We start from the raw sequence: 18,155 nt of genomic DNA on the forward strand, positions 1-18,155 counted from the left end.
GACGGGCCCGCGACCACGGCGTACGGCCCTGTTCGCACCGCCCGCCCCGCACACCACCGCACTCCAGCACTCGGTGATCCGCCGCGGCCCGCCGGCCGCCGCCGCACACGTGCTCGCCGCCTGACGCGACGCGACCACCACCCCGCACTCCCTTCTGTGCGTGGAGAGGCCGCCGTCGTGCGGCACACGCGCGTGCCTGGGTTTTTCAGCCGGGAAACCACGCGCCCCCTCTTCACCACCGGAACTCACTCGAACTCGAAGTGGAGTGCTCCTTTCCATGAAGGCTTCTCGTATCGCCGCCGCCGCTGCCGTCGCCGGCTCGGCCGTTGTCGTCCTGTCCTCCCCCGCCTTCGCGCACGTCTCCGTGCAGCCGGAGGGGACCGCCGTCAAGGGCGGCTACGCGGTCGTCGACTTCAAGGTCCCGAACGAGCGTGACGACGCCTCGACCACCAAGCTCGAAGTCACCTTCCCGACCGACCACCCGCTGGCGTCCGTGATGCCGGAGCCGATCAGCGGCTGGACCGTCAAGGTCACCAAGTCGAAGCTGGCCAAGCCCGCCGAGATGCACGGCGAGACGATCACCGAGGCCGTCACCAAGGTCACCTGGACGGCGACCGGCAAGGGTGTCGAGCCCGGCTACTTCCAGAAGTTCCCGGTCTCCGTCGGCATGCTGCCCACGGACGCCGACCAGCTCGTCTTCAAGGCGCTGCAGACGTACTCCGACAAGGAGGTCGTGCGCTGGATCGAGGTGCAGAAGGACGGCGCGGAGGAGCCCGACAACCCGGCTCCGGTCCTCGAACTCGCTGCCGCCCCCGCCTCCGGCGCGACCGCCGAAGACGCCTCCGACACCTCCGAGAAGACCGAGAACACCGCCGCCGACACGACGTCCGCCGCCGACTCCTCCGACACCACCGCCCGCGTCCTCGGCGTGGTCGGCATCGCCGTCGGCGCGGCGGGCGTGGCGTACGGCGTTCTCGCCGGTCGTCGGCGTACGACCGTCTGAGGCCCGTCCGCTCATGGTGCGCACAGGGGTCCGTGCGACTCTTGCGTACGACCCCGGTGCGCGCCGGAGCTCTCACAACTGGGACATTTTTCCTATGCGCAAGAAGACGTTCGCGGCGGCAGCGCTGCTCGCCGCCGCCACCCTGACGCTCTCCGCCTGCGGCAGCGGCGACGACGGCAACAGCCCCGTCGCCGTGGTCTCCGCGGACACCGCGACGCAGGCCGCCACCGTGCTCGACACCCCGTTCGAGAAGCCGGACCTGGTCCTCACGGACACGCACGGCAAGAAGTACGACTTCCGGGCGGAGACCAAGGGCCGGCCGACACTGATCTACTTCGGCTACACCCACTGCCCCGACATCTGCCCGCTGACGATGAACAACATCGCGGTCGCCAAGAAGTCGCTGCCCAAGGCCGAGCAGGACAAGCTGCTGGTCGTGTTCGTCACCACCGACCCGGCCCGCGACACCGCGTCCGAACTCGGCAAGTGGCTCAAGGGCATCGACACCCAGTTCGTCGGCCTGACCGGCGACTTCGCCACCATCCAGGCCGGCGCCCGCACCCTGGGCATCTCCATCGAGCCGACCTCGAAGGACAAGAACGGCAAGCTCGTCTCCGTCCACGGCACCCAGGTCGTCGCGTTCTCCCCGAAGACCAACGGCGGCTATCTCCTCTACGGCCAGGACACCACCGTCGACGACTACACCAAGGACCTCCCCAAGATCATCAAGGGGGCGACGCCGTGAGGCGGTTCGCCGGGCCCGTCGCGGTGCTGACCGGCGCGCTGGTCCTCACCGGCTGCGGCGGCTCGGACGACGCGAAGGCCCAGCTCTCCGTCGGCTCCGCCTACATTCCCCAGCCGGTCTCGGACATGGCGGCGGGCTTCCTGGACATCGCCAACAAGGGCGGCGCGAAGGACGAGTTGACCTCCGTCACCAGCGACCTCGGTCCCGTCTCCGTGCACGAGACGGTCGGCCAGTCGATGGAGGAGGTCACGTCCCTCGATGTGCCCGCACACGGTCAACTCGTGTTCAAGAGCGGGGGCAACCACCTGATGTTCGACAAGCTGAAGCACACGCTGAAGCAGGGCGACAACGTGACCGTGAAGCTGCACTTTGCCAAGTCCGGCCCTCTCACGGTTGAGATGCCCGTGAAGTCGGCGACGTACAACCCCACGACCGGGCACTGAGGGAGGGACCCCCACCTTGAAGACGACCATCACCCCCCGAGTCCGCACGCTGGTGCTGCTGTTCCTGGCCGTCGTCGGCATGCTGTTCGCGGGTGCCGGGACGGCCTCCGCGCACGCCGCCCTGACCGGCAGCGACCCCTCTTCGGGGGTGGTGGTCAACAAGGCTCCGACACAGGTCTCGCTCACCTTCTCCGAGAAGGTCGCGACGAACGCCGACTCGCTGCGCGTGCTCAACCCGAAGGGCAAGCGGGTCGACGTCGGCAAACCGTCCAACATCAGCGGTACGACGTACTCCGTGCAGATCCGCAGCGGACTGCCCGACGGCACCTACACGGTGGCCTGGCAGGTCGTGTCGGCGGACAGCCACCCCGTGGGCGGCGCCTTCACCTTCTCGATCGGCTCCCCCTCGAAGACCACCGTCTCCGCGTCGGCCGAACAGGACGTCGGCGGCGGGCTCGTCGGCGGGCTGTACGGCTTCGGGCGCTACATGTCGTACGCCGGCTTCATCGTCATGGTCGGTGGCGCCGCCTTCGTGCTGGCCTGCTGGCAGCGGGGCGCCGGGGTGCGCGCCCTCCAGCGGCTGGTGGTCTCCGGGTGGGTCTCGCTGACCGCGGCCACACTCTGGCTGCTGCTCATCCGCGGCTCGTACACGACCTCCGGGAAGTTCGGCGACATCTTCGACCTGAACCTCCTCGGCCAGGTCCTCCAGACCAAGACGGGCGCCGCGCTCGTCTCCCGCCTGCTGCTGCTCGCCGCCGCCGCGCTGTTCATCGCCGTGCTCTTCGGGGCCTACGACAAGCGGGAGGACGAAGAGAAGCGGGACCTGACCTTCGGGCTCGCCATCGGCGGCGGTGTGGTGGCCGCCGGGCTCGCCGCGAGCTGGGCCCTGGCCGAGCACGCCTCGACCGGGCTGCAGCCCGGCATCGCGATGCCCGTCGACGTCGTCCACCTGCTGGCCGTCGCCGCCTGGCTCGGCGGGCTCTCCGCCCTCCTCGTCTCGCTGTACCGGGCGCCCGCCGACAACCCCGTCGGGCGGGCCGCCGTACAACGCTTCTCACGCCTCGCGTTCGGCAGTGTCGTCGCGCTCGTCGCGACCGGCGTCTACCAGTCCTGGCGCCAGCTCGGCTCCTGGTCGGCGTTCACCGACACCGGCTACGGGCAGCTGCTGCTCGTCAAGATCGGGCTCGTGGCGCTGCTCGTCGGGATCGCGTCGATCTCCCGGCGCTGGACGGGCCGGCTCGCGGACACGAACACGGCCGAGACGCTGACGGTCGTCGAGGAAACCGCGGCTGCCGAGGAACGCGAGCCGGAGAAGGAACACGCCACGGCGTCCGCCAAGGCCGTCGACTCCAGCGCCAAGGCGTCCGTCACGGTCACCGACTCCAAGGCCGCGGACTCCACCGCCGTCGGCGCACCGGCCGAGGCGGATTCCGCCGCGAGCGCGTCCACCGCGTCCGGTGACTCCAAGCGCGCCGCCCAACTCGCGCGCCAGCAGGCCGCCGTGGACACCACCCGGCAGAAGCGGCTGCGCGACGCCGATCCGAACCTCTTCGGACTGCGCCGCTCGGTCCTCGCCGAGGCAGCCGTCGCGGTCGTCGTCCTCGCCGTCACCACGGCCCTGACGACCACCGAACCGGGCCGCACGGAGGAGGACGCCAAGGCGGCCAAGGCTTCCTCCTCGTCCTCTTCCTCGTCGTCCTCGGGCGCCCTGACCCTGGACATGTCCTTCGACACCGGAGGCACGGACGGCAAGGGCGTCATCCGGGTCGACATCGACCCCGCGCGGGTGGGCGGCAACGAGATGCACGTCTATGTGCAGCGCCCCAACGGCCGGGCCTTCGACGTCCCCGAGGTGAAGGTCGCCTTCACGCTCGCCGCGAAAAAGATCGGTCCGCTGCCCGTGACGCCCGACCGCATCACCACCGGGCACTGGGCAGCGAACGGAATCCAGATCCCCATGGCGGGCGACTGGAAGATCTCGGTGACCGTGCGGACCTCCGACATCGACCAGACCACCGTCGACAAGAACGCGCAGATCGGCTGAACCACGCCATGCCTGACCAGTCCATTCCCGAGGCCCGCACCGTAAAGGCACCTCCTGGGGAGGCCGTTTCCGAAAACGCCACCCCAGGGGAGGGCGTTTCCCGCCGACGGCTCCTCGGTACAGCCGGTGCCACCGGGCTCGTGCTCGGTGCGGCGGGCGGGGCCGTGGGCTATGCGGCTGCCCCCGCCGGGGCCACTCCGCTCACCTCGCTTGGCGCGGACAGGGCAATGTTTCACGGGAAACATCAGCCCGGCATCACCGAGGGCCTCCAGGCGCGCGGCCACCTCGTCGCCTTCGACCTGGCGGCGGGCGCGAGCCGCAAGGAGGCGGCGGCCCTGCTGCGCCGCTGGTCGACGACCGCCCAGCGGCTGATGGCGGGCGAGGCGGCGGCGCAGGACGACACGGATGTCGCCCGGGACGCGGGGCCCTCGTCACTGACGATCACCTTCGGCTTCGGTAACTCCTTCTTCTCCCGTACGGGACTGGAGAAGCAGCGGCCTGTCTCCCTCGACCCGCTGCCCGACTTCTCCTCCGACCACCTCGACAAGGCGCGCAGCAACGGCGACCTGTGGGTGCAGATCGGCGCCGACGACGCCCTGGTCGCCTTCCACGCCCTGCGCACGATCCAGAAGGACGCGGGCAGCGCGGCCAGGGTCCGCTGGCAGATGAACGGCTTCAACCGGACGCCGGGGGCGACGGCCCACCCCATGACGGCTCGCAACCTCATGGGCCAGCTCGACGGCACCCGCAATCCCAAGCCGACCGAGTCCACCTTCGACAAGCGGATCTTCGTGCCGGCGTCCGGTTCGGCCGACCCGGCCTGGATGGCGAACGGTTCCTACGCCGTCGTACGCCGCATCCGCATGCTCCTCGACGACTGGGAGAAGCTCTCGACCGGCGCACAGGAGAACGTCGTCGGGCGCCGCAAGTCCGATGGGGCGCCCCTTTCCGGGGGCGGTGAGACGACCGCGATGGACCTGGAGAAGACCGACGCGAAGGGCGCCCTGGTCGTCCCCATCAACGCGCACGCCCGGATCGCCCGCCCCGACCAGAACGGCGGTGCGGCGATGCTCCGGCGCCCCTTCTCGTACCACGACGGCATCGCGGCCGACGGCACTCCGGACGCCGGGCTCCTCTTCGTCTGCTGGCAGGCCGACCCGCTGCGCGGCTTCGTCACCGTGCAGCGCAAACTCGACCGCGGCGACGCCCTGTCGACGTACATCCGCCACGAGGCGAGCGGCCTGTTCGCGGTGCCGGGCGGGGCGGCGGAGGGCGAGTACGTGGGGCAGCCGCTGCTGGAGGGGTGAGCTCTCCGCCCTGGCAGGGCAAGCGGCTGGAAGCGGTGCCCGTCGCTCTGACGGGTGGCCGGGCCGGGAAGCGTGCGCCCGGTCTCGCAAGGCCCATTAGGGTGAAGTCATGCCAGCCAGCTACGCGTATCTCGGCCCTGAGGGCACCTTCACCGAAGTCGCCCTGCGCACGCTTCCCGAGGCGGCGACCCGGGAGCTGATCCCGTATGTGTCGGTGCAGTCCGCCCTGGACGCGGTGCGCACCGGCGAGGCCGAGGCCGCGTTCGTGCCGATCGAGAACTCCGTCGAGGGCGGTATCACCACCACCCTGGACGAGCTGGTCGCGGGCGCGCCGCTGATGATCTACCGCGAGGTGCTGCTGTCGATCACCTTCGCGCTGCTGGTCAGGCCGGGCACGAAGATCTCCGACATCAAGACGGTCTCCGCGCACCCCGCCGCCCAGCCGCAGGTCCGCAACTGGATGAAGGCGAACCTCCCGGACGCCCTCTGGGAGTCGGCGGCCTCGAACGCGGACGCCGCCCGCCTGGTCCAGGAGGGCCGCTACGACGCCGCCTTCGCCGGTGAGTTCGCCGCCGCCCGGTACGGCCTGGAGGCCCTGGAGACGGAGATCCACGACGCGGAGAACGCGCAGACGCGGTTCGTGCTGGTGGGCAGGCCCGCCCGCCCGGCGGCGCCGACCGGCGCGGACAAGACGTCCGTCGTGATCTGGCAGCGCGACGACCACCCCGGCGGTCTGCGCGACCTGCTCGGCGAGTTCGCCACCCGGGGCATCAACCTCATGCTGCTGCAGTCCCGCCCGACCGGCGCCGGCATCGGCAACTACTGCTTCTGCGTCGACGCCGAGGGACACATCTCCGACCGCCGGGTCGCCGAGGCCCTGACAGGGCTCAAGCGGATCTGTCTGCAGGTGCGCTTCCTCGGTTCGTACCCGCGCGCGGACGTCGGCGTGGACGGGGTACGGCCGCTGTTCCCCGGAACCTCGGACGAGGAGTTCCTCGCGGCGGCGGACTGGGTCGCGCACTGCCAGGACGGCCGTTTCTGACCGGTGGTGGCCCGGTGGCGCCCCGGTAGTACCTGCGTATCTTCGTTATCCACAGAAGTTATCCACAGGCCCACTTCTCGACCTGGGGACAAGTCGACACCGGCATGCGATGCAGTCGACAAATCGCCCTGCAGGCCCCTGGCGCGGGCACCGGCGCGTAGGTCACTCTTCGTCCACCCGTTTCCTTCGGGCAATCCTATGGAGCGACGCAATTCCACCCGAAAGTGGGTGTGAGGGACGTTTGGGTCGGGAATTCCTCGACCCGAAGACCCTTTTAGGAATGATCACTTCCGGCATCCACAGATCTTCCACACAGCCTGTGGATAACTTTTCCGGGATGTGGATTCCTGTGGACAACCACGACCTCAAGTCCCGTTTCCCACAAGGGATTCGAGTCAACAGGCCGCCTCGCGCCTGCCCCGTTCCAGGGAGCAGGACGCTCTTTTATTGACTCGCATCAACAGGCGTCGACACTCTGCGCAATTACCCCATAACTGGATGTAAGCCGCAGTTCGGAATACCAAGTCGTGAGCCGGAACCCCGCACCGGTAGCCTGGTCCGCGTGATTGACCTTCGCCTGCTCCGTGAGGACCCCGACCGTGTGCGCGCGTCCCAGCGCGCCCGTGGAGAGGACGTCGCGCTCGTCGACGCTCTCCTGTCCGCCGACGAGCGGCGCAGGTCGTCCGGCGTCCGCTTCGACGAGCTGCGCTCCGAGCAGAAGACGCTCGGCAAGCTCATCCCCAAGGCCTCCGGAGACGAGAAGGCCGAGCTGCTCAAGAAGACGGGCCAGCTCGCCGCCGACGTCAAGGCGGCCGACGCCGAGCAGCACGAGGCGGACGAGGAGACCAAGCGCCTCGCGCTCCAGCTCGGCAACCTCGTGCACCCCGATGTGCCGGTGGGCGGCGAGGAGGACTTCGTCGTCCTGGAGACGCACGGCACGATCCGCGACTTCGGCGCCGAGGGCTTCGAGCCCAAGGACCACCTGGAGCTCGGCGAGGCGCTCGGCGCCATCGACGTCGAGCGCGGCGCCAAGGTGTCCGGCTCGCGCTTCTACTACCTCACCGGCATCGGCGCCCTGCTGGAGCTGGCGCTCGTCAACGCGGCGATCGCACAGGCCACGGAGGCCGGCTTCATCCCGATGCTGACCCCGGCGCTGGTCCGCCCGCGCGCCATGGAGGGCACCGGCTTCCTCGGCCAGGCCGCGGAGAACGTGTACCACCTGGAGAAGGACGACTTCTACCTGGTCGGCACCTCCGAGGTCCCCCTCGCCGCGTACCACATGGACGAGATCCTCGACGCGGAGAAGCTGCCGCTGCGCTACGCGGGCTTCTCCCCGTGCTTCCGCCGCGAGGCCGGCACCTACGGCAAGGACACACGCGGCATCTTCCGCGTGCACCAGTTCGACAAGGTCGAGATGTTCTCGTACGTCCTCCCCGAGGACGCGGAGAACGAGCACCAGCGGCTCCTGGACTGGGAGAAGCAGTGGCTCACCGCCCTCGAACTGCCCTTCCAGGTCATCGACGTGGCCTCGGGCGACCTGGGCTCGTCGGCGTCCCGCAAGTTCGACTGCGAGGCGTGGATCCCGACCCAGGGCAAGTACCGCGAGCTGACCTCGGCCTCCAACTGCGACAGCTTCCAAGCCCGCCGGCTCTCCGTGCGGATGCGCGACGGCAAGAAGGTGCAGCCGCTGGCGACGCTCAACGGCACGCTGTGCGCCGTACCGCGCACGATCGTGGCAATCCTGGAGAACCACCAGCTGCCCGACGGTTCGGTGCGCGTGCCCGAGCTGCTGCGCCCGTACCTGGGCGGCCGGGAGCTGCTGGAGCCGGTCGCCAAGTGAGCACCGGCTTCCCGTACAAGCTGATCGCGACCGACCTCGACGGAACGCTTCTGCGCTCCGACGAGTCGGTCTCACCACGCACCCGTGCCGCCCTCGCGGCGGCCACGGAGGCCGGCGCCGCGCACATCGTGGTGACCGGCCGCGCGGCCCCCTGGACCCGGCACATCCTCGACGACCTCGGCTACGAGGGCCTCGCGGTCTGCGCCCAGGGCGCCCAGGTCTACGACGCCGGCGAGCACCGTCTGCTGACCTCGGTCACCCTGGACCGTCAACTGGCCGCTGTGGCGCTCGCCAAGATCGAGGCGGAGGTCGGCCCGCTGTTCCTGGCGGCGAGCCAGGGCGGCCTGGACGGCGAGGTGCTGGTCGGTCCCGGGTACCGGGTCACGGGGGCACTTCCCGCGACCCCCTTCACGGACGTGTCCGAGCTGTGGGCGGCTCCGCTGAACAAGATCTACATCCAGCACCCGACCCTCACGGACGACCAGCTCGCCGAGGCGGCCCGCGAGGCGGCGGGCGGCTTCGTCTCGGTCGCGATGGCGGGCGAGGGCATCGTCGAACTGCTGCCCCTGGGCCTGTCCAAGGCCACTGGCCTCTCCATCGCGGCCCGCCGCCTGGGCCTGAAGGCCGCCGACACGATCGCCTTCGGCGACATGCCCAACGACCTCGCGATGTTCGCGTGGGCGGCCCACAGCGTGGCGATGGCCAACGCCCACGAGGAACTCAAGGCGGTGGCCGACGAGGTGACGTCCTCGAACGAGGACGACGGCATCGCGGTCGTGCTGGAGCGGTTGCTCGCGTAGGTGTGGGCAACCGCCCCAGCTCGGCATGCCCCCTGCGAGGGGGGCAACAGGGAGGGCGGCCCACGCGATAATGAGTCGCGTGCTCGAAGCGGCCGCCCCGGGCAGCTCCCCGTGGTGGGCGACTCGACGGAGGGTAACTACTCCGGAGATCGCCGCGGGCTGCCCTGAAGGGAGTTGGACGTCCTGTCGTGCATCGACATCGTCCAGCTCCTCTCCCAGTCGGTGGCGCCGGCTGATCCGGCGTCGACAGAACAACTGTGCCTGTACGCCGAGTTGGACGCCACCGAATAAAAGGGCAGCCGCCTGACGGGCAAGGGGCAGCCGCGCGACGGCTAACGCAGGCGCCACCTGCGCCGCCGCGCCTTGCTGAAGAACCAGCCGGCGGGCGGCTCGTCCGAGCGCCAGGGCTGCGGCTCGGGCGACTCGTTGCGCCAGCGCGCCGCGAGCATCCGGGCACGCGCGGACGGCTCGGCCGTCTCGGCGGACCGTATGAAGTCGTCGTCCAGGACCAACTTGTCCCAGCCGTCCCCTGATTCGGCCTGACCGCCGCCGTACGGTGCCTGTCCAGCCATCCCCGTTCCTCCTAGCCGTGCGTCCCCGTTTGCCCAGTGTGCCCGGACGGAGATGAAGCCCCCGTCAAGATCAGGACCTGTCATTCCTCGCCGGTGAGGGTCAGCGAGCGCAGCTTCTGTCCGGCGTACCAGGTCGCTCCCACGGTGACCGCGACCAGGAACACCGTCGCCGTGGTCAGCCCGACGTCCGAGGTCACCAGCTCGCCGCCGGACACCTTGTGGGCGACGGCCAGGGCCCACTGCTGGACGCTCAGCGTGCGGGCGCCGGCGACCAGGGAGCCGAACAGGGCCTCCCAGACGAGGGCGTAGACGAGCCCGAAGACCACCGCGTGCCGGGAGACCGTGCCGAGCAGCAGGAACAGTGCCGCGTAGGCGATGGAGGCGACCAGGGCGGCCACCGTGTAGGCGACGGCGATCTGCTGGCCGTTGCCGTTCAGGATGAGCCCGGAGATCAGCATGGGGACCGCCGAGAACACCATGGTGACGCCGACCGCCACGATCAGCTTGGTGAAGATGATCGTGGGCCGCTTCAGCGGCTTGGACAGCAGGTACACCACCGAGCCGTCGTCGATCTCCGGTCCGATCGCGCCCGTGCCCGCGATGACGCCGATGATCGGCACCATCGTGGCGAGGCCGAGACCGCCCAGGACGTCGACGGCGGTCTGGTCGTCGGCACCGGCGAGGGCGCGCACCACCACGGAGATCACGATCAGCAGCAGGGGCAGGGCGCCCAGGATGAGGGCCCGGCGCCGGCCGAGCAGGGCCCGGTAGGTGAGTCGGGCGACTGTGGGGTCGTACATCTCTTGGCCTCCTACGCCGCGACGAGATACGAGAAGACGGATTCGAGCGACTCGTCCGACGGCGAGACCGTGAGCAGCCGGATGCCGTGGTCCCTGGCCACCCGGGGCAGCAGGGCGGTGAACCGGCCGAAGTCGACGGCCTGGATGCGCAACGCGCCCTCGGCCAGGTCGACTTCGATGCCCGAGGTCGACGGGTCCGCGATCAGCGCGGCGGCGAGGGCGCGGTCGTCGCTGGAGCGGACCAGATAGCGGTGCGGGCGGTCGGTCATCAGGCGGCGGATCTTGCGGAAGTCGCCGCTGGCCGCGTGCCGTCCGGCGACGACGACCTCGATGTGCCAGGCGAGCTGTTCGACCTCTTCGAGGATGTGGGACGAGAACAGCACCGTGCGGCCCTCGTCGCCCATCCGCCGCAGCAGGTCCATGAGCTGCATGCGCTGGCGCGGGTCCATGCCGTTGAAGGGTTCGTCGAGCAGGAGCAGCGAGGGATCGTGGACCAGGGCGCTGGCCATCTTCACGCGCTGGCGCATGCCCTTGGAGTACGTCGAGATCTTGCGGTCCTGCGCGTACTCCATCTCGACCGTGGCCAGCGCCTTCTGGGCGGCCTTGGCGCCGAGACCGTGCAACTCGGCGTTGGCGACGACGAATTCGCGTCCCGTGAGGAAGTCGTACATCGCCTCGCGCTCGGGGACGATCCCGATGTGCTTGTAGATCTGCTCGTTGCGCCAGACCTGCTGGCCGTCGAGGGTGACGGTGCCGGTGGAGGGGGCGAGGAAGCCGCCCATCATGTTGATGAGGGTGGACTTTCCGGCGCCGTTGGGGCCGAGGAGTCCGGTGACGCCGGGGCCGACGTTCATCGTGATGTCGTTGACGGCGACCACGTTGCCGAACCAGCGGGAGACGTGGTCGATGGAGAGCGTGGTCACAGGCCCACCTTCCGGTAGCGGCGGATCAGGAGGCCGTAGGTCGCGGCGATCAGGCCCAGCACGGCGAGGACGTAGACGACGCCTTCTCCGTGGGTGGGGCCGACGCCTCCGGGGAACGCCGACGTCGCGCCCAGGAAGGCGGACTGGAGGCCGTCGATGAGGGTGACGGGCGAGAAGAGGCCGATCCAGGGGATGGCGCTCGTGGCGTTCTGCGCGTCGGCGATCGCCTGGAGGGTGGAGACGGCGCCGTAGGAGATGGTCAGTACGGCGATGACGGCCGCGATGCCGAAGCCGCGGCGCGGGGTGACGGCGGCGATGACCAGGCCGATGCCCGCGAAGAGCAGGGAGAGGAGCGTCACGGAGACGAGTCCCTGGGCGAAGCCCTTGGTCTGGTCGGCGAAGTCGAGCTTCGCGAGCAACGCTCCTACGTAGAGCACGATCAGCGGGGCGGCGGTCAGGATGAACATGGCCGAGGCGAGGGCAGCGAACTTGGCCCTCACGTAGTCGGCGGTCTCGATCGGCCGCGAGAAGTACAACGGGACGGTCTTGAAGCGCAGATCGCGCGAGACGGACTGGGGCGCCTGCGAGGCGACGTAGAGGCTGATGACGGCCTGCATGATGATCGCGTAGCGCGTGTAGTCGACGGGCAGGTCCTTGGCCTTCGTGGCGACCGCGACGGCCACCATGATGGCCGCGGGCACGCACATGACCACGAACAGCAGCATCGGCAGCACCTTGGACTTCACCGAGCGGCCGAGGCCGTAGGCGCCGCGCAGGGACTGCGAGTAGAGGGAGCGCCGGGCGTAGGCGCGGCCCAGGCGGGGGCCGGAGTAGTTGCGGTAGCCGATGTTGTGGATGCGGGTCTGGTCGCCCGGCTGGGGGACCAGGGGCTGGTCAATTGCCATGGCCTACGGCCTCCTTCCGCTCTGCGTCGCTGTCGGTGCCGGTCTCGGTGTCGGTGAAGACCTCGGAGATGTGGTGCCTGCGCTGCTCCATGCGCACCAGTCCGAGGCCGAGGTCCGCGATCACGTCCCGGACCACGTCGTACGTCTCCTCGCCCGAGGCCGTCAGGAGCAGGACATGGCCCGCGCCCGGCAGGCCGCTGCCGTCGTGGGTGTCCACCCCGCGCGCGTGGAGCGACTCGCGCACCACGCGGGTGCCGTCCGGGTGCTCGTCGGTGTCGGTGACCTCGATCGCCAGGGTCGTCGTGGTCTGGGTGAAGTCCGTGGTGGAACTGGAGCGCAGGAGCTTGCCGCCGTCGACCACGATCACGTGGTCGCAGGTGCGCTCCAGCTCACCCAGCAGGTGCGAGGTCACCAGCACCGAGATGCCGAAGTCCGTGTAGATGCGGCGGATGAGGCCGAGCATCTCGTCCCGGCCGACCGGGTCGAGGCCGTTGGTCGGCTCGTCCAGGAAGACCAGCTGCGGGTCGTGGACAAGGGCCTGCGCGAGCTTGACGCGCTGCTTCATGCCCGTCGAGTAGCCGCCGATGGGGCGGTAGCGCTCCTCGTACAGGCCGACATGGCGCAGCGTGTCCGCGGTGCGCTCGCGTGCCGCGGTGGGCGGCAGTCCGGACATGCGCGCCATGTGGACGACGAACTCGGTGGCCGAGACGTCGGGCGGCAGACAGTCGTGCTCCGGCATGTACCCGACGCGCTCGCGGATGTCGGCACCCTTGGTGGCGACATCGAGGCCGAGCACTTCGGCTCGGCCCTCGGAGGCGGGGGACAGACCCAGCAGGATCTTGATCAAGGTCGACTTGCCGGCTCCGTTGGCACCGACGAGCCCCGTCACACCGGGGCCGACGTCCACGGAGAGCCGGTCAAGCGCGGTCACCCGGGGGAACCGCTTGCTCAGGCTTTCGGTCGCGATCACAGTCACGTCTACGAAGGTAGTGACCTGGACCACTGCGGTCGTCACCCCGCAGAGCTGTCCTCACGTCAGACTCCAGACGTACGGGTCCGTAGGGGATGCCCCTACTTAAGAGCTACGTGAGCGGCCCGCGCCCTTATCCACAGGTAGAGATCAAGCCTATTGACGAAGCCTCTAACAACTGTCACATTCACCAGTGTCAAGTTACGAGCACGTACCGCAGTCAACGTGGACAGGTGGGGCGGTGGCATGACTACGGCGGTGACACGCGAACTCTCCGCGGAACTGCGGGGGTTCAGGGAGGTCCAGCGGCTGGCGTACGAGTGCGCCGAGGCCGTGGCGGCCCGGCTGGAGCCCGGGGTGACCGAGCGCGAGGCGGCCCGGATGCAGCGGTCGTGGCTGCGCGCGCGGGGAGTGCGGGACTGGTTCCATCTGCCCTTCGCCTGGTTCGGCGACCGCACGGCGTTCACGAACTTCCGGGTGCCGCTGCAGTTCTTCCCCACGAACCGCCGGCTGGAGCCCGGGATGCCGTTCATCCTGGACATGGCCCCGGTGTACAAGGGATTCACGGCCGACATCGGGTATTCGGGCTCCCTGGGGGCGAACCCGGTGCAGGACCGGCTGATGGCCGACCTGGAGGCGCATCGCGAGCTGCTCCTGCGCGAGGTGCGCGAGCGGCGCCCGCTGCGCGAGATCTACGAGGACGTGGACCGCCTCATGGTCCGCCAGGGCTACGCCAACCGGCACCGCGCGTATCCCTTCGGCGTGATCGCGCACAAGGTCGACCGGGTCGCCGAACGCCCTTGGTCCCCGCGCCTGTTCGGGTTCGGCACGCAGTCCCTGAAGGGCCTGGCGAGCGACGCGCTGCACGGCCACCGCGACGGCTGGTCCCCTCTGTGGTCGCCGTACCGCTTCTCGGACCATCCCCCGCACCCCGGCCTGTGGGCGGTCGAACCGCATCTCGGATTCCGGGGCACGGGCGCCAAGTTCGAGGAGATCCTCGTCGTCACCGACTCCGAGGACCCCGAGCAGAGCGCCTTCTGGCTGGACGACGATCTGCCGCACGTGCGGCGCTGGGCGGAGGACAAGTGACGCTTGAGGGTGCGCGGGAGCGCTGGGTGCGGACCGGCGGAGTCGAGCTGTGCGTGGCCGAGTTGGGGGACGCGTCGAACCCCACGGTGGTCCTGGTGCACGGCTACCCCGACAGCAAGGAGGTGTGGTCCGAGGTCGCGTCCCGGCTCGCGGACCGCTTCCACGTCGTCCTCTACGACGTCCGGGGCCACGGCAGGTCCACAGCCCCACAGCCCCTGCGGGGCGGGTTCACCCTGGAGAAGCTGACGGACGACTTCCTGGCGGTCGCGGACGCCGTCAGCCCGGACCGGCCGGTGCACCTGGTGGGGCACGACTGGGGCTCGGTGCAGTCCTGGGAGTTCGTCACCGTCGGGCGCACGGAGGGTCGTATCGCCTCCTTCACGTCGATGTCCGGGCCATCACTCGACCACTTCGGCCACTGGATCAACAAGCGCCTGACCCGGCCCACCCCGCGCCGCGTCGGCCAACTCCTGGGCCAGGGCGCCAAGTCCTGGTACGTGTACCTGCTGCACACGCCCGTGCTGCCCGAACTCGCCTGGCGCGGCCCGCTCGGCAAACGCTGGCCGAAGATCCTGGAACGCGTCGAGAAAGTCCCCGGCGGCGACTACCCGACCTCCTCGCTGCCCACGGACGCGGCCCATGGCGCCTGGCTGTACCGCGACAACATCCGCGCCAGGCTGCGCAGGCCACGCCCCGACGCGTACGCGCACGCGCCCGTGCAGCTCGTCACACCCCTGGAGGACGCGTTCCTCTCCGAGCGGCTCTACGACGGGCTGGAGGAGTGGGCACCGGAGCTGGTGCGGCGGACACTGCCGGCCAAGCACTGGATCCCGCGTACGCGGCCCGATCAACTGGCCTCCTGGATCACGGAGTTCGTGACGGCCAACGAACGAGGCAACCAAGGAGGTCCGGTGACGGCCACGGGGACGGGCAAGTACGCCGAGCGGTTCGGCGGGCAGCTCGTGCTGGTCACGGGGGCGGGCAGCGGGATCGGGCGGGCCACGGCGTTCGCCTTCGCCGAGGCGGGCGCGCGCGTGGTGGCCGTCGACCGGGACGCGGAAAGCGCCGCCCGCACCGCCGAGTTGGCCCGGTTGATCGGCGCCCCCGAGGCCTGGGCCGAGACGGTCGACGTCTCCGACGGGCAGGCCATGGAGAAGCTCGCCGCGAAGGTCGCCGGCGAGTACGGCGTGGTGGACGTCCTCGTGAACAACGCCGGAATCGGACTCTCCGGTTCCTTCTTCGACACCACCCCGGAGGACTGGAAGAAGGTCCTCGACGTCAACCTGTGGGGCGTCATCCACGGCTGCCGGCTCTTCGGGAAGCAGATGGCCGAGCGCGGCCAGGGCGGCCACATCGTCAACACCGCGTCGGCGGCGGCGTACCAGCCCTCCAGGACACTGCCCGCCTACAGCACCTTCAAGGCGGCCGTGCTGATGCTCAGCGAGTGCCTGCGCGCGGAGCTGTCCGGGCAGGGGATCGGCGTCTCGGCGATATGCCCGGGCCTCGTCAACACCAACATCACCTCGACCGCGCGCTTCGCCGGGGTCGACGCCGACGAGGAGAAACGGCGCCAGAAGCGGTCGGCGCGGCTGTACGGGCTGCGGAACTACCCGCCGGAGAAGGTCGCCGACGCGATCCTGCGGGCGGTCGTCCGCAATGAGGCCGTCGTGCCGGTCACCCCGGAGGCGCGCGGCGCCCACCTGATGTCCCGCTTCGCCCCGCGCGCGCTGCGGGCGGTGGCCCGGCTGGAGCCGCCGCTGTGACCTCCGCGAACGAGCGCCACGAGAACGAACACGACGTGAGCGAGCACCACGCCATCGCGCCCCGCCGGGTCTCCTTCGACTGGTCGCGCACACCCCTGCACTGGATCCCGGACGAGCCGACCGCCACGCATGTCGTCAACGTGCTGCATCTGCTGCTGCCGGCGGGGGAGCGGTGGTTCGTGAAGGTCCTCAAGGAAGGCCTGCCACTGGTCAGGGACCCCGGACTCCTCGCGGACGTCAAGGGGTTCATGGGCCAGGAGGCCACACACAGCGTCCAGCACGCGCACGTGTTGCACCATCTCGCGGCCCAGCGGCTCGACACCGCCGACTTCACCCGGTACGTCGACTTCCTCTTCGAACGGCTGCTCGGCGAACGCCCGCCGCTCGGCGCGCCGGTGCCCGAGCGCGAGTGGCTGCGCTTCCGGCTGGCGGTCGTCGCGGCGATCGAGCAGTTCACGGCGGTGCTGGGCGACTGGATCCGGGCCGCGGAGGACCTCGACCGGGCCGGCGCCGACGAGATCATGCTCGACCTGCTGCGCTGGCACGGCGCGGAGGAGGTCGAACACCGCGCGGTGGCCTTCGACATGTTCCAGCACTGCGGAGGCCGCGGCCTCCCCCGGTACGCCCGCCGTATCGCCGGCATGACGGTCACCGCGCCCGTGATGCTCTACCTGTGGGCCTGGGGCACGGCCTACCTGATCCGCCACGACCCCCAGCTCGCCGGGCGCGTCCGCTACTCGCTCGCCGAGCACAACAGGGGTGTACGGAAAGGCCTGTTGCCCACCTGGCGGTCGCTCGGCGCGGCCGTTCCGCGCTATCTGCGGCGCTCCTACCATCCGTCGCGGGAGGGATCCCTGAGCCGGGCGGTGGAGTACCTGAGGCGGTCACCGGCGGCGCGGGCGGGGGCCGCGTGAGCTCCGGGACCGGTGAGGTGGCCTACCGGATCGAGGATCTCGCGCAGCTCAGCGGGGCCACCGTCCGGACGATCCGGGCCTATCAGGACCGCGGTCTGCTCCCCCGCCCCCAGCGGCGCGGGCGGGCCAACGTGTACGCGGACGTCCATCTCGCCCGGCTCCGCCGGATCGCGGACCTGCTCGACCGCGGCTACACCCTGGCCTCCATCAAGGAGTTGCTGGAGGCCTGGGACGCGGGCCGGGGCCTGGGCGGGGTGCTCGGGCTGGTCGCGGAGGTCGACGGGCCGTGGACCGACGAGGAGGCGGCCCGGATCTCGCGCGCCGAGCTGGAGCGGCGCTTCGGCGGCAGCCCGGACGACGCGGCCGTCGCCGAAGCCGTCGAACTCGGCGTACTGGAGCCGGTCCCCGGAGACACCGACTCCTTCCTCGTGCCGAGCCCCCAAGAGCTGGCGGTGGCCGTCGAGTTGTACGCCTCGGGGGTTCCGCTGTCCGCGATCTCGTCCCATCTGCGGGAGTTGAGGGTCCAGGTCGAGCACATCGCCTCCCGTTTCCTGGAGTTCACCACTGAGCACGTCTTCGCCCGCTACCTCGACGGCCCGCACCGTCCGACCGACGCGGACGCGACCGAGGCGGCCTCACTCGTACGACGGCTGCGCCCGCTCGCCCAGCAGACGGTGGACGCGGAACTCGCCCGCGCGATGCGGCTGTTCGCCAACCGTTCGCTGCGGCAGCACCTCGGGGCGACGGAGCCTTCGCTGCCGGCGTTCTCGTCACGTTCCGTGGCCGTCCCCGAGGAGACAATGCGGGCTGTGGAGGGGCTGGTTGGGCCGGCGAACGCGGCGGAGTTCGTCTCGCTCGCGGCCGAACGGGAGCTGCGGGCAAGGGCGTTGGATGCGCTCATGCCAAGTGGTGGCCCCCCAGCCGATCTTGACGAACAGGTGTGACATGACAGGGAGTTGTCCACAGAAACGCCAATTCCCCTGTGGATAACTACA

17 protein-coding genes are annotated in these 18,155 nt (G+C 70.1%); 12 read left to right on the plus strand and 5 right to left on the minus strand.

Annotation, left to right across the window (positions count from 1 at the left end):
- The first annotated feature begins 277 nt into the window (after nucleotides 1–277).
- The 8 genes from R6V09_RS11225 (at nucleotide 278) to R6V09_RS11260 (ending at nucleotide 9,224) form a co-directional block, all read left to right on the plus strand.
- The gene (locus tag R6V09_RS11225) at nucleotides 278–1,003 is read left to right on the plus strand and encodes a YcnI family copper-binding membrane protein (RefSeq protein ID WP_317881225.1); all 726 of its coding nucleotides are present in this window, start codon (nucleotides 278–280) and stop codon (nucleotides 1,001–1,003) included.
- A gap of 94 nt (nucleotides 1,004–1,097) precedes the next feature.
- Nucleotides 1,098–1,748, plus strand: coding sequence for an SCO family protein (locus tag R6V09_RS11230; protein WP_317881226.1), 651 nt, complete (start codon nucleotides 1,098–1,100; stop codon nucleotides 1,746–1,748).
- A complete protein-coding gene (locus R6V09_RS11235; RefSeq protein WP_317881227.1) occupies nucleotides 1,745–2,191 on the plus strand; it encodes a copper chaperone PCu(A)C in 447 nt (148 codons plus the stop codon). Before R6V09_RS11230 ends, R6V09_RS11235 begins: the two co-directional genes overlap by 4 nt.
- Before the next feature lie 16 nt (nucleotides 2,192–2,207).
- On the plus strand, nucleotides 2,208–4,235 hold the full coding sequence (locus R6V09_RS11240; RefSeq protein WP_317881228.1) for a copper resistance CopC/CopD family protein: 2,028 nt from the start codon (nucleotides 2,208–2,210) through the stop codon (nucleotides 4,233–4,235).
- An 8-nt stretch (nucleotides 4,236–4,243) separates the two neighbouring features.
- Nucleotides 4,244–5,542: an iron uptake transporter deferrochelatase/peroxidase subunit gene (gene efeB / locus R6V09_RS11245; protein ID WP_317881229.1), complete on the plus strand. Its 1,299-nt coding sequence runs from the start codon at nucleotides 4,244–4,246 to the stop codon at nucleotides 5,540–5,542.
- Nucleotides 5,543–5,651: 109 nt separating this feature from the next.
- A complete protein-coding gene (gene pheA, locus R6V09_RS11250; RefSeq protein ID WP_317881230.1) occupies nucleotides 5,652–6,584 on the plus strand; it encodes a prephenate dehydratase in 933 nt (310 codons plus the stop codon).
- Between the two features lie 562 nt (nucleotides 6,585–7,146).
- A complete protein-coding gene (gene serS, locus R6V09_RS11255) occupies nucleotides 7,147–8,424 on the plus strand; it encodes a serine--tRNA ligase (RefSeq protein ID WP_317881231.1) in 1,278 nt (425 codons plus the stop codon).
- Nucleotides 8,421–9,224 carry an HAD family hydrolase gene (locus R6V09_RS11260; RefSeq protein ID WP_317881232.1) on the plus strand — a complete coding sequence of 268 codons (804 nt, stop codon included), beginning with the start codon at nucleotides 8,421–8,423 and terminating at the stop codon, nucleotides 9,222–9,224. Before serS ends, R6V09_RS11260 begins: the two co-directional genes overlap by 4 nt.
- Before the next feature lie 332 nt (nucleotides 9,225–9,556).
- Here R6V09_RS11260 and R6V09_RS11265 read toward each other — a convergent pair whose 3' ends face one another.
- From R6V09_RS11265 to R6V09_RS11285, 5 genes are all read right to left on the minus strand, one after another.
- Nucleotides 9,557–9,796, minus strand: a complete 240-nt coding sequence (locus tag R6V09_RS11265) for an SGM_3592 family protein (RefSeq protein WP_317881233.1) — start codon at nucleotides 9,794–9,796, stop codon at nucleotides 9,557–9,559.
- A gap of 80 nt (nucleotides 9,797–9,876) precedes the next feature.
- A complete protein-coding gene (locus R6V09_RS11270) occupies nucleotides 9,877–10,596 on the minus strand; it encodes an ABC transporter permease (protein ID WP_317881234.1) in 720 nt (239 codons plus the stop codon).
- A gap of 11 nt (nucleotides 10,597–10,607) precedes the next feature.
- Complete coding sequence (locus tag R6V09_RS11275) at nucleotides 10,608–11,519, minus strand: ABC transporter ATP-binding protein (protein WP_019073425.1); 912 nt, start codon at nucleotides 11,517–11,519, stop codon at nucleotides 10,608–10,610.
- Nucleotides 11,516–12,424 (minus strand): ABC transporter permease subunit, encoded by a 909-nt coding sequence (locus R6V09_RS11280; RefSeq protein WP_317881235.1) that lies wholly within the window; start codon nucleotides 12,422–12,424, stop codon nucleotides 11,516–11,518. The genes R6V09_RS11275 and R6V09_RS11280 overlap by 4 nt, the downstream gene beginning before the upstream one ends.
- On the minus strand, nucleotides 12,414–13,394 hold the full coding sequence (locus R6V09_RS11285; RefSeq protein ID WP_317881251.1) for an ABC transporter ATP-binding protein: 981 nt from the start codon (nucleotides 13,392–13,394) through the stop codon (nucleotides 12,414–12,416). The genes R6V09_RS11280 and R6V09_RS11285 overlap by 11 nt, the downstream gene beginning before the upstream one ends.
- A 246-nt stretch (nucleotides 13,395–13,640) precedes the next feature.
- Here R6V09_RS11285 and R6V09_RS11290 point away from each other — a divergent pair, with 246 nt between their 5' ends.
- The 4 genes from R6V09_RS11290 to R6V09_RS11305 are packed head-to-tail and all read left to right on the plus strand — an operon-like array spanning nucleotide 13,641 to nucleotide 18,104.
- Nucleotides 13,641–14,483, plus strand: a complete 843-nt coding sequence (locus R6V09_RS11290) for a M24 family metallopeptidase (protein ID WP_317881236.1) — start codon at nucleotides 13,641–13,643, stop codon at nucleotides 14,481–14,483.
- Entirely contained in the window at nucleotides 14,480–16,246 is a 1,767-nt protein-coding gene (locus tag R6V09_RS11295) for an SDR family oxidoreductase (protein WP_317881237.1), read from the plus strand. Before R6V09_RS11290 ends, R6V09_RS11295 begins: the two co-directional genes overlap by 4 nt.
- Complete coding sequence (locus tag R6V09_RS11300; protein WP_317881238.1) at nucleotides 16,243–17,160, plus strand: metal-dependent hydrolase; 918 nt, start codon at nucleotides 16,243–16,245, stop codon at nucleotides 17,158–17,160. The genes R6V09_RS11295 and R6V09_RS11300 overlap by 4 nt, the downstream gene beginning before the upstream one ends.
- Nucleotides 17,157–18,104 carry a MerR family transcriptional regulator gene (locus R6V09_RS11305; protein WP_317881239.1) on the plus strand — a complete coding sequence of 316 codons (948 nt, stop codon included), beginning with the start codon at nucleotides 17,157–17,159 and terminating at the stop codon, nucleotides 18,102–18,104. Before R6V09_RS11300 ends, R6V09_RS11305 begins: the two co-directional genes overlap by 4 nt.
- Nucleotides 18,105–18,155 lie beyond the last annotated feature (51 nt).

It is taken from the genome of Streptomyces sp. W16 (genome assembly GCF_033194735.1).
Classification (GTDB): Bacteria; Actinomycetota; Actinomycetes; order Streptomycetales; family Streptomycetaceae; genus Streptomyces.

Excerpts from the sequence above, each read along its gene's own strand:
- R6V09_RS11270 (WP_317881234.1), bottom strand. The coding sequence starts at position 10,596 with ATGTACGACCCCACAGTCGCCCGACTCACCTACCGGGCCCTGCTCGGC.
- R6V09_RS11230 (WP_317881226.1), top strand. The coding sequence starts at position 1,098 with ATGCGCAAGAAGACGTTCGCGGCGGCAGCGCTGCTCGCCGCCGCCACC.
- R6V09_RS11290 (WP_317881236.1), top strand. The coding sequence starts at position 13,641 with ATGACTACGGCGGTGACACGCGAACTCTCCGCGGAACTGCGGGGGTTC.
- pheA (WP_317881230.1), top strand. The coding sequence starts at position 5,652 with ATGCCAGCCAGCTACGCGTATCTCGGCCCTGAGGGCACCTTCACCGAA.
- R6V09_RS11265 (WP_317881233.1), bottom strand. The coding sequence starts at position 9,796 with ATGGCTGGACAGGCACCGTACGGCGGCGGTCAGGCCGAATCAGGGGAC.
- efeB (WP_317881229.1), top strand. The coding sequence starts at position 4,244 with ATGCCTGACCAGTCCATTCCCGAGGCCCGCACCGTAAAGGCACCTCCT.
- R6V09_RS11280 (WP_317881235.1), bottom strand. The coding sequence starts at position 12,424 with ATGGCAATTGACCAGCCCCTGGTCCCCCAGCCGGGCGACCAGACCCGC.
- R6V09_RS11225 (WP_317881225.1), top strand. The coding sequence starts at position 278 with ATGAAGGCTTCTCGTATCGCCGCCGCCGCTGCCGTCGCCGGCTCGGCC.